Source organism: Funiculus sociatus GB2-C1 (genome assembly GCF_039962115.1).
GTDB classification, from domain to species: Bacteria; Cyanobacteriota; Cyanobacteriia; order Cyanobacteriales; family FACHB-T130; genus Funiculus; species Funiculus sociatus.
The window spans coordinates 17,734-31,919 of the sequence record NZ_JAMPKJ010000017.1; the positions used below are offsets into that span (position 1 = coordinate 17,734).

The following is a 14,186-nucleotide window of genomic DNA, read 5'->3' on the forward strand; positions in this document are numbered from 1 at the left end:
AAATATAAATGCCTGGTAAAGTTAGACTCGGTTTTAATCGACAATTCTCAGTCTGCCAAGCTTCACAGCAACGAACATTTTGTCGATTAGAGTTTTCTCCAGGTCGCTGATGGAATCCTTGGATAGCAGCACTGACATCAGTAGATGCTGATCCATGCGGGAAATTCTACGAAAGGTAAATATCTGATGAATCACTTGTTCAATAGTGAACTGGGTTAGGTCAATTTGAGATTGCATCCTGATTCGTAAAATTCGATATTCTTAATATGAAGCTTTTATAAAGAACATCAAGTGATAGAAACCTGTAGCAAGATGTGACATTTTAGATGTAAATTTTTGATTGAAATCCCAAAGTTTAAGCGATCGCGTTGGCTAAGAGATTGTGACTACCTCTTACTGGCCCAAGTGATCCGGGTCACATTTGACTTTAGGGAAACCGGTCGTCTTCCTAAATTTTTCAGATAGCCTTAAGCCTCAAACCTTTACCTGGCAAAGGATTCGGATAATTTGATCGTCGTTCCCAGTCAGAAAATGGGAACGACGATCGGCGGTGAAAAGGAAACAGAGAATCTGAGGCGGCCGCCTTAGTGTAGGCATTCCCAGCCAGAAACTCCTCATGAGAGACAGCCCAAAAGTTTTGGATCTGGGCTTGCTTTACTTCCAACCTCTGCTAGGCTGCAAGATATTAGGATAATTTGAGGGCAAAAGTCCGACGATGGAACGAGGTCTCTTGTGGTTGCCCCTCTTGGCAGCATTTATCTGGCTGGCTTGGCAAGGGTGGAACGAGTATCAAAAAGTTGAAGCATATCGCCGCTGGGCAGGGCAGTTTGAACGGTCTAAGTATGATATCTATGCAGTGCTGGCGCAAAATGACAGTAATTTGACTTGGGGAAAACCCACGCGCAAAGGCCCGGTGGAGGTGCAGACATTTTCCCTGAATGATGTGCAAGCTATTCGGTTGCTGGTGGATGACAAGCAAGTTGACTTTGATTCACCGCCTAGTAAAGGTCGCGTTGCTTCGCTGGAATTTGTATTTCCACTTGCTGCTGTGAAAGTTCCTTTTACAGAAATCCCTCTGGCAGTGCAATGGGGAAAGTTTCTTCAGCAGGAATTAGAAAATATGGCAGAGGATAACGGGTAGCGATTTTTGTACCGTAGCTGTAGGTATTAGACAATAGCGTTTGGGATTAGCGACTGGAAAATGGGGACTGGGAAAGACTCTTCCCAATTCCCCATTTCTCTAGCTTGGTTGCAAGCCGTGATTGTGAATAATAGTGCAGATCCTGCGAGTTTATGAATGCGGCTCCAGAGGAGTTTGGAGCCGCATTCACAACAGCAGCATGGGCAGATCAAGCGCTCCAGAACTACTCGAAGGTTTCGAGTTAGATGTATTGTTGAGCGTGCAATGTCTGAAGATAACGACTACGCTTTAATCCGGAAAATTGCCAAATGATGCCAGACATGAAGATTGTAAACAAGCTCTCCTAGCAGGGTTCTAAATGCACGGTTGCCAGCCTATGGAACCTGCTAATTTAGTTGCATTAGTTGCGAAACTTGATGGACGTAATACAAAGGAGAGTTTCGATTTTTGAGTGACAAATTACTGGTTTGTAACTCCTGACTCTTGACGTGTTTTTGGGTGCTAAAATACAATTGCTTTATCAGGGTCTGAAGAAGCTTCCTGCATACGCGGACATACAGATGTAAACACTGGAATTGCCAATTGGCAACCTTGCCATCCAGCTTGAACTGAGACACCAAGAGTCTTACAACAGCCGCCTCTTCTTCCTATTGGATCGTAAAATTGACAGTACCGACAGGCTGAAACTGGAGAGTTTAAGGTGTTCATAAAAGCGTTTCCGTAAAAAAAGAATCACAAGTGCGATTGGTCTGTCTTTAATTAGTATGCAAGTAATTTTTTACAAGTAGCTATAAGTTGTACAGTTTCAACTTAAAACATTGCATTTCATCACAAAAAGTGATTAAGTTAGGTAACTCAATAGTGGTAGTTCACTGCAACGAAAGTTAAGCGATCGCAACATTCTTCTCGTTTCCGCGATCAGTCTGAAAACGCTTTTCAAGGGACGATTGCCTCCCATAAAGCAATAGAGTTCTCTTAAGAATATTTGTAGGAACGAAAGCCAAGACCCATAAGCACTTGTTGGTTGAGGTTATTGCGGCCCAACCTATAAAGGCTAAACATCTAAGCCCGGCAATTTTATTGGGTGAGGTTGCAAGGACTCAACCTACAACTGAAGCCCCATCCCTATTAAGGGTGGGGTTAGGGAGAGGTATAAATGAGCTATTTTTAAGTCAAAGTCTCCTATTAGGCATTCTCCAGGCTGAAGCCGGGGAACGCGGCACAAAAATGACTGCGAGTTGCCTTTTTTATAGAGAATTAAGTTTTTCAATCGCCGCAATCGGCAATAATAAAGTATCTTCAATATGCGATCGCACGGCGGGTGTCACTTCACAATCGCTATTTAAGCAATCTACAAGCAACTTATTGGCATCGTAGTATTGCCTCAACAAGTGCTTCTGCTGATTGCTGAACTGCCAATCGTAACTGGCATTATTATGTTCCACGATCGCGGCTGATAATAGCTCAGTCCAAGTTTGTCCCTGCGCTTGCCACCATGTCTTAAATCTTTGTAAACCTTTATCTGGATTAGGTAATTCAGCTTTGAGTTGTTGCAGGCTGCGCCGTAACTCGCGAGCGCGATCGCTATCCAAAGCCAGAGCAAAATCTATCGCACAATCTAGAACGCGATTAATCGCCCGATCCAGCGCATCAGTATTATTCAAACCAGAAGCATCGCGATTCAGAAAAAAGTCTAAGGCATAAGCAAAGTCATCATCCATCCCAACGTCACCGTCAATAGCTTGAGCAAGACAAAGGTAAAGCGGTAAGGGAAAGAAAGGAACGGTAGGAAAAGAAAAGCTAACAGGGCCAATGCTCAGGGTAGAAGCCAGAGAATGGTCAAAGGCGCAAGCAAGCGAAAAGTAAAATGCTCGAATAGCCGCAGGTTGCTGGATATATTCGACTGAAAGAGTTTTCTTATTGATACATCTGAGTAATTCCTGTACCTTTTCATCAGAAGCTGCGATCGCATCTATTTTTTGCTTCATCAATTGCAGCAAATGGTCAGCACTACGTAACATTCCCGTTGCCAGCAAAAACACTTCCCGCCAACGTTTTTCGCCAACATGATTAACCAAATGTTCCAAAGCTTGTGGATTAGAACTGGCAACAAATTGTCTCGCAGTCAAATACTCTTGAAAAGTTAAATGAGAAAACGAGTAAATTTGCCGCGCCCTTTCTACCAATAAACCATATTGAGACTCAATAGATTTCAGCACCGCTTCACTATCCAGGCGCAATGTTTCCGGATCGGACTGGGAATCGGGTAAAGTTCTCAAATAGTCTGCAATCAGTTGCTGGATTTTATTTTGTTCAAAAAAGTAATAACCTTGCTCAAAAGTGATAGCTGCAACCTGAGTCAGCAGCTTAATCTTGTGTGGCAAAGACAAATTTCGATAAACTTCATTTCGTTTAATGCCTTTAGCTTCATCTCGTTTAACAAGGAGAATATCTAATCCTTGCTCGTATAGATTAGAGCGTTTCGAGGGAAATTCTCCTTTCATCGCAAAAACTAAACAAGTCAAATTTAGTAAAATTGGCGTGACTGCTAGTTCTCGAATTTGTTTATTTTCTGGCCGCTTCAGCTTTTCTAGAAACCGATTTGCCGTAGCTAAACCTTCTGGGGGTGAACTTCTACCAACTTCTACAAACCACTTTTTTGAAAACGACTCAATCTGCTCTGGATTCAAGTCTGCAATTTCTACTTCTGTGAATCCCGGCAATCGAGGAAACTGGGCAGCAATTCGACAAGAGATAATTAGCTGATTCTTGTAATACTTTTGGGAAAATCTGCGAATTTGTTTCAGAACTTCTTCGCTATTTGGGTGCTGAACTTCATCCAAACCATCTAGCAAAATTAAAGCTTTACCTTGCAAAAGCAAAGTTTCCACAATAGCCTCCGAAACTCCGCAGCTACCAAGTTCTTGGCTAATGTAGTTTACTAAACTGAAACTGCCTTCATCGCTGGCATCCTCAGCAAAATTTTTTAGCCTAATAAAAATTGGTATTCGGTATTCTTGAAACTCGCCTTTATTACACTGAATAGCTACATATTTCAGAAATGTGGTTTTACCGGAACCCGGTTTACCCAGCACCATCAGCTTAGGATAACTTTCTACTGCCTCAAGCCCTAAAACTCTTGCTTGACGCACCCGACTCAAGCCAAAACGATCGAACTCGTCTGCATCTGGGTTGAACCCTTGCACCAAGTCCGAAATCTCCAACCAACGTTGGCTGGTGATCTCCTCTAGAATATTGACATCGATATAAATATTGTCTACGCCAACCCGTCGCGCAATATCCAACAGGCGCAGCGTACCGCACTGTTCTTGAATTTTGTCTCGGTAGAGCGATCGCACCTGCTCCACCAAAGTATCAATCTCCCAGCCATTGTTGCGAACATTCTCTATTTGCTCAGCTCCTTCACCTTTGATTGGATTGGCAATCTCTTCCCAATTGAGATCCAGCTGAAAGCAAAGTTCGATAAAGATCCGACGCTCCACAGGTTTGCCTGCCAAAAATCTCCCCACTGGCTGGCGAGTTCTTAACCCAACCTCAACAGCCAAATCTTCTTGCGTCCAGCCCTTGCGGGCAAAGGCTTGCCTTACGTGTTTGAGAGCTTGTGAAGAAACTTGAATAGAGCGTTTAGCCATAAATCAGAGGTCAACCCCTGTATTTTTTATATATTTTTTAGGCTACCATACTTTATTTTTTTAAATATACTGCGATTAATCTTAAGCTTCACTACGATTTTACAGCAATCTTTGTAAATAATTAAGAATTCTAAAACAAATGGTACAAATCATACATGATTTGATCCTTTGTCTAAACTTTATTTCATACACGAATATTTTATGCTATAAGGCAACCTGTGGAGGAGAGTCTATGCAGCAAGTTGAAGAACCAAGACCAGAGGTAGACAAACAATACTCCGTACAATCAGAATTTGCAAACCTGGAATCCATCTTTTTTGACACTGTAACTCAGCAATTTTACAGGTAGCTCAATGTCATCTTAGATGCGAATAAATCGCTAAAACGTGCCTGCGATCAATAGACGGAAGAATAAAAAGAATATTTTCGTCTGAGGTAATCGTCTGATCAAAAATTGCAGAAGCAACAAAACATTGCCTGATATTTATCAAGCCCATTAAAAACATTTTTGTCTTACTTCAACAAGAGTGGCTTGGCGAATCTAAATTTTTAGGAATATTACTAACTGTATTTACTACTTTAGCCCTTTTATTATCGAGGCGGAAGCTAAACTTACTCCAGCGGGTTACATTGATGATCTCGAAAAGGAAGGAACCAAAGGGATCGCCGTCCAAATTTAAAAGTCCAGCAAAAACAACTACTGTAGTTGAAAATGAAGTTTAATAAAACTTGAAAGGTAGATAAAATATTAGAAATAAATTATGAAGATATAAAGAATAATTATTTATACACATAAAATTTTTACTTGTTTAAAACTCGTTTTTGTGGGATTTTAAAATATGAGCATAACAGTTGTCAACCTAGCCTTGCCAATCGTAACTGATGAAATTGAAGCAACCTTAGATACTTATCCAGAAGACCCCTATCAAAAAGCCTTTGCTATTCCTGAGTTACGAGAAAAACTAATCGCTTATGTACTCAGCACAATTCCTAGCACTTACACAGTTGTTGAGGACGCGCAACCAGGAATAGTCTACCCTAAGTTTCCTTATCGTTCTTTAGAACTAAGACTCCACATAGAAAATCAAATTCATCAGGGTATAAAATACATTCTCCAATCTAATTTTGACTGGATCGTACACCATATCCCGCCAGAAACTTACCCAGGGAATGTTCCTTCTGACTGGTTTGGTTGATATCGATAGAGCTTATCTAGAATCGCTAGAGCAATTGGTTGGGTTGAAATGTAGGCTCAACTCAACCAACAATTGTCAGTGAATATTTACTCCTCGTTCCTAACTTTTTTATAATTCCTTAGTAAATCGCTGTAGAAGGTTTATATTTAACCATCAGTCGCGCTAATATTACTCCGAGCGCTAGTCCAATTCCATGCGCCCAGTAGGTAATATTAACTGGATTAACAGCGCTGGAAATTTTTAAGCTGCCAATTCCATAACATACCTGCTGTACAAACCACCAAAATAAGAAGAAGAGAGCAGGTAGTTCGATAGGAATAAAAACAACTATTAGGGGTAAAATAGTGTCAATTTTTGCTTTAGGGAAATTCAAAAGATAGGCACCAATGACAGATGCGATCGCTCCATTTGCCCCAACAGATGGCACACTTAAAGTAGGCTCAACTAAAACTTGCACAATCCCAGTAAGAAGACCGCTAATTAGGTAGAATATTAGATATCTCCTATGCCCTAAAACATTCTCTACACCCTTTCCAAAAACAAATAGAAATAAGAGATTACCCAGAATCTGACTAAAGCTGCTGTGGAGAAACATCGCTGATAACAGAGAACTAGAAACAATCAAAACAGCAAACCACGCAGCAGGATTATTCTCACTAAGTGCATCTGACATCACCGCACTTAAATGAGCTGGGACGATACCCCAATGTTGGATAAAATTGGTAAGTTCACCCGCAACTTCTAACTTTAGCTCCCACAAAAACAAAGCAATATTAATACCGATAAAGAAGTAATTAATAATCGGCTTGCGGCGACTGGCAATATTATCTGCAATAGGAATCATGAATTTTGGTGTTTTGAACGCCAAGGTAAGCAGAAAAATATTTTACTTTGCGTACCTTGGTGATTACCTTCGCTATCTGGAGCGTTTAAAAAAGATAATTTATTCCAACTGGCTAAACAAATCTGCCAAAATGACATTAGAAAACAAGAACCCCTCTGGATCGGTTAATTTTATCCGCCCTGATGCTGAGAGTTTCTGGGTTTGTGGTCTAATGGCTTCCCCATCGTCCGTTACGACTTCTACCCAACCTTGTTGATAGTAGGGTTGCAAACATTTGCCAATTTTTGAGAGCGTTTGTTCGCCAAACCGTTCAGCCAGGGTTGATAAACTTAAGCCTTCTGCCAAACGCAACCCTAACATCAATGTTTCTAACAATACCTCAGAGGCTGATATCTGAGGACAGTCCAACACCCCGCCAGCTTCACTCAGCTGTTGCACCCATTCGTAATATTCTCGTGTTTTGCGGGGACGGGTGAAACGGCACCCCTGCAAGTAACTTGCAGCACCCATACCAAAGGCGTAGTAAGGGCGATTCTCCCAGTAAACACGATTATGGCGGCATTGATGACCGGGCTGGGCGTAATTAGAAATTTCGTAATGTTCGTAACCAGCACCCGTAAGGATTTCGCTGGCTTGGCGATACATTTGGGCGGCGGTTTCATCCTCTGGTAAGGGTTTAGCGCCGGGTTGATATTGCCGCCCAAAGGCAGTTACAGGTTCTACTTGCAGATCGTAAATTGAAATATGGGTAGGAGCGATCGCAACTGCTTTAAAGAGAGAATCTTGCCACTGCTCTAAGGTTTGATGGGGCAATCCAGAAATTAAGTCCAAACTAAAGTTGGCAAACCCTACCTGACGGATTAGCTCCACAGATGCAAAAATGTCAGAGACAGTATGCGATCGCCCGCAGACTTCTAGCAACTTTTGCTCAAACGACTGCACCCCTAGACTGATTCGATTCACACCCGTTGAGCGGTAGCCTTGGAGTTGTTTCCCATCAAACGTCCCTGGATCTACCTCCATCGAGATTTCAGCGTCTGCGGCAATACCAAAGCAACCGTCTAGCTTATCCAAGATACGCCCCAGTTGTTCCACCGACAACAACGAAGGAGTACCGCCGCCAAAGAAAATTGTTTTCAAGGGAAATCCCAGCGCTGGTGTTATTTCAATTTCTTGCAATAGCACCTCAACATAATGCTCAATTGTGCCAGAGTTGTTGCCAGTCTTGCGATCCCCAACCACTGACACTGGAAAATCACAGTAAAAGCATCGCCTTCTACAAAATGGGATGTGTAGATAAGCGTTCCTGGGAACCTCAAAATCAATAAATTTCTTAGCTGGCTTTAAAGAATTTAATACCATGTTTGCATCAATACTCAATATAGCGATGAAATATTCAAAAATTTGATTAATAGTTGTAACTTTAATAAATTTATCGTCAGCTATTTAATTTTATACCTCACACCGCCCTAAGCTCAGACGCTAGTCTAGTCCAGGCTTCAGCAGGCTAAAAACTGCGAGAAATTTTTCGCTTCCCTATCTCTAATAAAAAACAATTGACTTCATTAAAAAAATCAAATTGTATAGAGATGCTGATATTAACTGAACCTCATCCAAAAAGTGAATGTCATAACACAAAAGATATAATATAACGGTAAATCTAAACAAGCATCAGTTTTTGAGATCCGCTCCCAGAAATTGAAGCATTCATCCCAATCAACTTGAAACAATGCTTGACGCACTCATAATTCTTTTATTCATCCTAGCAGCGGCGGGAGTCGGTTTCGACGCTATAGAATTGCTACCCAGTGGCATGCTGGATCAAGTCAGCAATCAGGACGCTTTACGCTGGGTATTCGCTGGGTTTGCCGCCATAATTGGGGGTGCATCTGGGCTGCTGGTGCAGACAACCTATCGCCGCCTAGAAAAGAAAGTCCGCGAAATGCCGATAGAGGTCATCCTGACTAGAGCAGTCGGCTTGGTGCTTGGCTTATTAATAGCAAACTTGATGCTGGCACCAGTTTTCCTGTTACCAATGCCCTTCGATTTTGCTTTTATTAAGCCTTTGGTTGCCATTTTAGGCAGCGTGATGTTTTCCTTCTTGGGTGTCACCTTAGCAGATACCCACGGTCGTTCCTTCTTGAGGCTGATTAGTCCCCACTCAGTAGAAACGATGTTGGTATCAGAAGGAACCCTCAAGCCTGCCTCCACAAAAGTTTTGGATACCAGCAGCATCATTGATGGTCGCATTGAAGAACTGCTGAACACTGGTTTTATAGAAGGTCAACTTTTAGTGCCGCAGTTTGTCTTGCAGGAACTGCAACAACTGGCAGATGGTTCCAACGATATGAAGCGCATCCGGGGACGACGAGGGTTAGATATCCTGAACCGAATGAAAACAGCTTACCAAGAACGCATTGTCATCCACCCAGCGGACTATGATGAAATCGCTACGGTAGATGCTAAGTTAGTGCGTTTGACGCAAGAAATTAATGGCACGCTGTTAACCAACGATTACAATCTCAGTAAAGTTGCCACCTTGCAGAAGGTGTCTGTACTGAATATTAACGACTTGGCTCAGGCAATTAGAGCAATTTATCTGCCTGGTGACACTCTTGAGCTGAAAATTCTCAAAGGTGGCAAGGAACCCGCGCAAGGTGTTGGCTATTTGGATGATGGCACTATGGTAGTTGTGGAAGATGGTCGCGACTACGTGGGTGGTGAAGTCCGGGTGGTGGTGACAAGTGCCTTGCAAACCTCGGCGGGACGGATGATTTTTGCCAGACCCCAGGCTTCTGTTCCTGTCTAGACAGATGTCGAGAGCCATACGAGTCAAATCATGCGACCGATGCAGCGAACCTGCATCGGTTCTTTTTCGAGTTCGTTATGATGAGTCTGAACAATGGATTTTTGTGTGCCAGCAGTGTTGGACTTCTATCAGCCAAAATAATCCATTTTACGTTTACGGCGGTACTTGGAAAGCTAGGAAAAAGGGATAGGGAGCGGGGATTTTATCGTGTTGAACATAGCGATCGCGCTTTCAAACGGATAATACCTGTCCTGCCGTTATATTTAACTCTGGGAAAGTCCGAGAGTTAAGCCGTTCAGTCCTGGTAAATTCCGTTGTTTCATAGCATTGCTCGTTTAAAAGCAATACAGAAACCTTGGATTGACGCAAGTCTACAATCCAATACTCATAAATCCCGACTGTTTTATACTCTTCCTGCTTGGTTTTGTAATCTGTCTTTTTAGAACCAGGGCTAACTATTTCCACAGCCAGTAACGGTGCAGTTCTCAAAACAGCGGCTCTAGTCTTATCTGCTTTAACAGTAGCCCACTGCGCGGTTGTTACCACACATAAATCTGGAGTACGAGAACGTTCTTTTCCCGTTTCCGGGTTAATGCCTATATAAACTCCCACATCGCGCTTGACTATCCACGGCTGCTGTTGTCTTGCTATTTCTGTCCTGATAGCATTTGAAAGTAAATCAATTACATCTGAATGGTCGTCCGTTGGCAATGCAACCATTGCCAGTTCGCCATCCACAAATTCATAACGATTGTCGGTTCCATCATCGTAAGTTAGGTATTCCTCAAAAGTAAGTTTTACTGGTGTTCGAGTCATAACCGAATCGCGCTTTTGAGCTTTGCGTTTTATTCTTGCAAAATGGTTTTAGACACGATCCGCGTCTTTTTCCTATCGGCTTCGGAGAGTTCTTCTCCTGATTGCAGGCGAGTGGCACTGGTTTGCAGAACGGTCGCGGCGCTATTGTCTCCCATTTGTAGGGCAGTTTTGGCGGCAGTTTGTAACATTGTCGCAGCACCGACGCGATCGCCTTGTTGCAATTTCGCTTCTGCCAGTTGGGTTTGCCTATATTTCGCCAACGCCAAAATAGACTGTTGTACCTGCTGGTTGGGCGCGGGTTGGTAACTCCGGACAACATTCGCCTCGACTGGCATCATTTGGGAAAGTAACCCAGTTTGATTCTGGGTGGGATCGTCGTAACGGATTTGTACACTCGCAATATTTTGACGACCTTCGGACAACTGGCTAACGTAAAGGTTAGCTAAGATGACTCGCGGCACATTCTTCATCAAGTCTCCCAGACGCACTACTAAGGAGTTGCCTTCTTGTTGCACTGGCAACTCAATTGTATCTGGAGCGACTTGGGCAATCGGTTTGAGTTCGGCAAGCCGTACCTTCGGCATCAGAGACAGTAGCAAGTAAGCGTTAGTTAATCCCACCGAAGAGATGCGATTAAACAATCGCCCAAACTCATCCACCGCCTGCTCTGGACGCTCAATATAAGACAGCATACCCCCCCCGGCGTCGGCAATTTTCTCCAATATGTCCTGGTTCCAGTGAGCGCCAAACCCCAACGTGTTCAACGTCAGATTGTAGCCAGTAGCTACTTGGGCAAATTTCAGACAGCGGTTGTTGTCGCCATGCTCATTTTCGCCATCGGTTAACAGGAAAACCTGGGAAACCGTTTCCTTTTTGCCCTTTGCCAGTTCTTCAATTCCCAGCTTTAGACCCTCATCAATGGCAGTACCTCCATCAGCAGTGAGCCGATTAATCTGCTTTTTGACGTTTTCTGGGTTGTCTATGACTTGGTTAGGGACGAGGACTTTGGCTCTGTGATCGAAAGCAACCACAGAAATGCGATCGCCTGGTACGAGACGCTCCACCAGTCGTACAGCTGCCTGTTTCACCGTTTCCAAAGGGCGTCCGTTCATCGAGCCACTGTGGTCAAGAACCAAACATAAGTTTAAGGGAGCGCGACCTTCAAACTCGCTGGCGATCGCAGAAATTGAAATCTCTAGTTGACGCTGGCTACTCCCTTGAGTTGCGTCAATATTGGCATCATTCAGGGTAGGCTGTAAACCAACTCTCATAACACTTGAATCCTGGCAGGAGAAGACACGATCTGACTAACCACAACGCAAAATACCGCCGCTACGGAAAATGAACCGCAAATAGTTACAGAACTTATTTTCCACAATAGCTTGTAGCCTAACCCTGAGGAAGCACTCACCACGAAAATTACCACTCTTGGTAGAAACGCTAAACAACACGGAAAAGTGGGACAGTGGTAATTACCGATTATCCATTACTAATCTCCCATACTGGCATCCTTAGATTCCAAATCCTTGTATCCTAAGACCGAACCTTAACCGTAAGCGGTAATGAAAGCAAAACTGCTAGAATCCAAGCAGTACGGTGAGGTACACCGGAATTTAATGTCAAATTAAAGATAGCGCCATTATTGACCGCTCATACAACGCCATGAACTCACCCATGAAGGCTGTTCAAGCTCCTTACTACGGCGATAACTTCTACCGTACACCGCCACCAGATTTACCCTCCATGATATTGAAGGAGCGGATTGTCTATCTGGGAACGCCCTTGGTGCCAGAGGTAACGAAACTAATTATCGCTCAGCTACTGTTTTTGCAGTACGAAGACCCCGAAAAACCGATCAAAATCTACATCAATTCCACTGGCACTTCGCGTTATGACGGTGAACCCGTTGGCTTTGAAACTGAAGCCTTCGCCATCTGTGACACGATGAATTACATTAAGCCGCCCATCCACACCATCTGCATCGGTTCGGCGATGGGGATGGCGGCGATGCTACTGTCAGCTGGAACCAAAGGCTTTAGAGCTAGTCTCCCCCATGCCACGATTATCCTGCACCAGACCAAGAGCTACGCTCGCGGTCAAGCGACGGATATTCAAATTCGCGCTAAAGAAGTGTTGGCTAATAAGGAAACGATGCTTGATATCCTATCGCGCCATACGGGTCAGCCAAAACAAAAAATCTCTAAGGATATGGATCGGCTCTACTACCTGACACCCCATCAAGCTGTTGAATATGGCTTGATTGACCGGGTTCTGGAGAGTAAAGCAGACTTACCAACACCGCTTCCCGCAGGCGTCATCTAAAGAATTAAAAATTAAAAATTAAAAAAGGAAATGCTTCATTTTTAATTTTTAATTTTGCATTTTTAATTCTTTAGACACCAATTTCAAAGATTCAAAAACGGAGTTTTGTACCATGCCTATTGGCTACCCTAGAGTTCCCTACCGGATGCCAGGGGGACAATATACTGATTGGATTAACATCTACGATCGTCTTTACCGGGAACGGATTATTTTCCTGGGTGAAGACGTGGACGATGAACTGGCTAACCAGATTGTTGCTGTGATGCTCTATCTGGATTCAGAAGATCCAGGTAAGGACATCTACCTCTATATCAATTCTCCTGGTGGTGTAATCACATCTGGCATGGCTATTTATGACACCATGCAGCACATTAAATCTGATGTGGTGACAATTTGTGTGGGCTTAGCTGCGTCGATGGGTTCTTTTCTGTTGGCAGCTGGCACAAAAGGCAAACGCCTTGCTTTGCCTCACTCGCGAATTATGATCCACCAACCCTCCGGCGGTACGCGGGGACAAGCCACAGATATTCAAATCGAGGCTAAGGAAATTCTGCGGATTCGTCACCAACTGAACCAGATTTATGCTGACAGAACAGGTCAATCCATCGAAAAAATCGAGAAAGACATGGATCGTGACTTTTTCCTATCTGCTCAAGAAGCTAAGGAATACGGTTTGATTGACCGCGTGATTGAAGAACGTCTGTAATAAGTAGAGACGCGATGCTCCTCGCGTCTCTACAATGGCAATGGAAACTATAAACAAAAATTGGAAGAAGATAGTTAAAGATACCTCTGATGAACCTCGCAGATTGTTACCGATTGTTGGGGTTAGGCTCAGGGGCATCTTTTGCAGAAATTAAAGCGTCTTATCGGCGTTTGGCACGAAAGTATCATCCTGATGCAAATCCTGGCAATCGCCAAGCTCAAGATAAGTTTATTGAGTTGACTGAGGCTTACAAGTTCCTTCTCGGCGTGGTGCAAACGTCGGAAACCCAAGAGGAGGAATCAAGCCAACAAGAGACAGTCGGAGAAACGCCACCTCAACCAACCGTCACCAAGATTACTCGCAAGGAGACGCAACTGCCAAAGACTCCCCAGTTGTCACAAATAGATCAACAACTGAAGTGGAGTTCTTATCAGCAGTTGCAACAGTTGCTGAAATATCGCCGTTTTGCGCGAGCGATCGCTCTGATTGAAGGACTCGCTCAACGTCTACCACAAGATCCGGAAGTTCGTCAGTGGCAAGCGATCGCATATCAACAGTGGGGTCGTCAACTAATCGCTGAAAAGCAACTTGATAAGGCAAGAATTTATCTAAAAAAAGCCTTGAAAACTGACCCCCACAACCGTTCCCTCTGGGCTGAGGTTGAGCGAGATTTTCGCCGCCTAGAGCAGCTTTTTTGAA

At 43.5% G+C, this 14,186-nt stretch carries 14 protein-coding genes; 8 read left to right on the forward strand and 6 right to left on the reverse strand.

Going from position 1 to position 14,186, the window contains the following annotated elements:
* Window positions 1–33: 33 nt before the first annotated feature.
* The gene (locus NDI42_RS10505; RefSeq protein ID WP_190421500.1) at window positions 34–237 is read right to left on the reverse strand and encodes a hypothetical protein; all 204 of its coding nucleotides are present in this window, start codon (window positions 235–237) and stop codon (window positions 34–36) included.
* A 478-nt stretch (window positions 238–715) separates the two neighbouring features.
* Here NDI42_RS10505 and NDI42_RS10510 point away from each other — a divergent pair, with 478 nt between their 5' ends.
* A complete protein-coding gene (locus NDI42_RS10510; protein WP_190452479.1) occupies window positions 716–1,141 on the forward strand; it encodes a hypothetical protein in 426 nt (141 codons plus the stop codon).
* A 1,247-nt stretch (window positions 1,142–2,388) separates the two neighbouring features.
* Here the strand turns inward: NDI42_RS10510 and NDI42_RS10515 are convergent.
* Complete coding sequence (locus NDI42_RS10515) at window positions 2,389–4,794, reverse strand: NACHT domain-containing protein (protein ID WP_190452482.1); 2,406 nt, start codon at window positions 4,792–4,794, stop codon at window positions 2,389–2,391.
* 569 nt (window positions 4,795–5,363) lie between these two features.
* Here NDI42_RS10515 and NDI42_RS28900 point away from each other — a divergent pair.
* Entirely contained in the window at window positions 5,364–5,474 is a 111-nt protein-coding gene (locus NDI42_RS28900) for a DUF1816 domain-containing protein (protein WP_313930835.1), read from the forward strand.
* Between the two features lie 159 nt (window positions 5,475–5,633).
* Entirely contained in the window at window positions 5,634–5,990 is a 357-nt protein-coding gene (locus NDI42_RS10520; RefSeq protein WP_190452484.1) for a hypothetical protein, read from the forward strand.
* A gap of 118 nt (window positions 5,991–6,108) precedes the next feature.
* Here NDI42_RS10520 and NDI42_RS10525 read toward each other — a convergent pair whose 3' ends face one another.
* Together NDI42_RS10525 and hemW are read right to left on the reverse strand one after the other, a co-directional pair.
* On the reverse strand, window positions 6,109–6,834 hold the full coding sequence (locus tag NDI42_RS10525) for a rhomboid family intramembrane serine protease (RefSeq protein ID WP_190452487.1): 726 nt from the start codon (window positions 6,832–6,834) through the stop codon (window positions 6,109–6,111).
* A 99-nt stretch (window positions 6,835–6,933) separates the two neighbouring features.
* Window positions 6,934–8,196 (reverse strand): radical SAM family heme chaperone HemW, encoded by a 1,263-nt coding sequence (gene hemW / locus NDI42_RS10530; RefSeq protein ID WP_190452489.1) that lies wholly within the window; start codon window positions 8,194–8,196, stop codon window positions 6,934–6,936.
* Window positions 8,197–8,563: 367 nt separating this feature from the next.
* Here hemW and NDI42_RS10535 point away from each other — a divergent pair, with 367 nt between their 5' ends.
* On the forward strand, window positions 8,564–9,643 hold the full coding sequence (locus NDI42_RS10535) for a PIN/TRAM domain-containing protein (protein WP_190452491.1): 1,080 nt from the start codon (window positions 8,564–8,566) through the stop codon (window positions 9,641–9,643).
* A gap of 4 nt (window positions 9,644–9,647) precedes the next feature.
* The gene (locus NDI42_RS29070; RefSeq protein WP_488656609.1) at window positions 9,648–9,833 is read left to right on the forward strand and encodes a hypothetical protein; all 186 of its coding nucleotides are present in this window, start codon (window positions 9,648–9,650) and stop codon (window positions 9,831–9,833) included.
* A 41-nt stretch (window positions 9,834–9,874) separates the two neighbouring features.
* Here NDI42_RS29070 and NDI42_RS10540 read toward each other — a convergent pair whose 3' ends face one another.
* On the reverse strand, window positions 9,875–10,459 hold the full coding sequence (locus NDI42_RS10540; protein WP_190452492.1) for a Uma2 family endonuclease: 585 nt from the start codon (window positions 10,457–10,459) through the stop codon (window positions 9,875–9,877).
* 29 nt (window positions 10,460–10,488) lie between these two features.
* On the reverse strand, window positions 10,489–11,730 hold the full coding sequence (locus tag NDI42_RS10545) for a vWA domain-containing protein (RefSeq protein ID WP_190452494.1): 1,242 nt from the start codon (window positions 11,728–11,730) through the stop codon (window positions 10,489–10,491).
* 391 nt (window positions 11,731–12,121) lie between these two features.
* Between NDI42_RS10545 and NDI42_RS10550 the strand changes: the two genes are divergently transcribed.
* From NDI42_RS10550 to NDI42_RS10560, 3 genes are all read left to right on the forward strand, one after another.
* Window positions 12,122–12,781, forward strand: a complete 660-nt coding sequence (locus NDI42_RS10550) for an ATP-dependent Clp protease proteolytic subunit (RefSeq protein WP_190452496.1) — start codon at window positions 12,122–12,124, stop codon at window positions 12,779–12,781.
* A gap of 112 nt (window positions 12,782–12,893) precedes the next feature.
* Window positions 12,894–13,487: an ATP-dependent Clp protease proteolytic subunit gene (locus NDI42_RS10555; protein ID WP_190444705.1), complete on the forward strand. Its 594-nt coding sequence runs from the start codon at window positions 12,894–12,896 to the stop codon at window positions 13,485–13,487.
* Between the two features lie 89 nt (window positions 13,488–13,576).
* The gene (locus tag NDI42_RS10560) at window positions 13,577–14,185 is read left to right on the forward strand and encodes a J domain-containing protein (protein ID WP_190452498.1); all 609 of its coding nucleotides are present in this window, start codon (window positions 13,577–13,579) and stop codon (window positions 14,183–14,185) included.
* Window position 14,186: the final 1 nt, after the last annotated feature.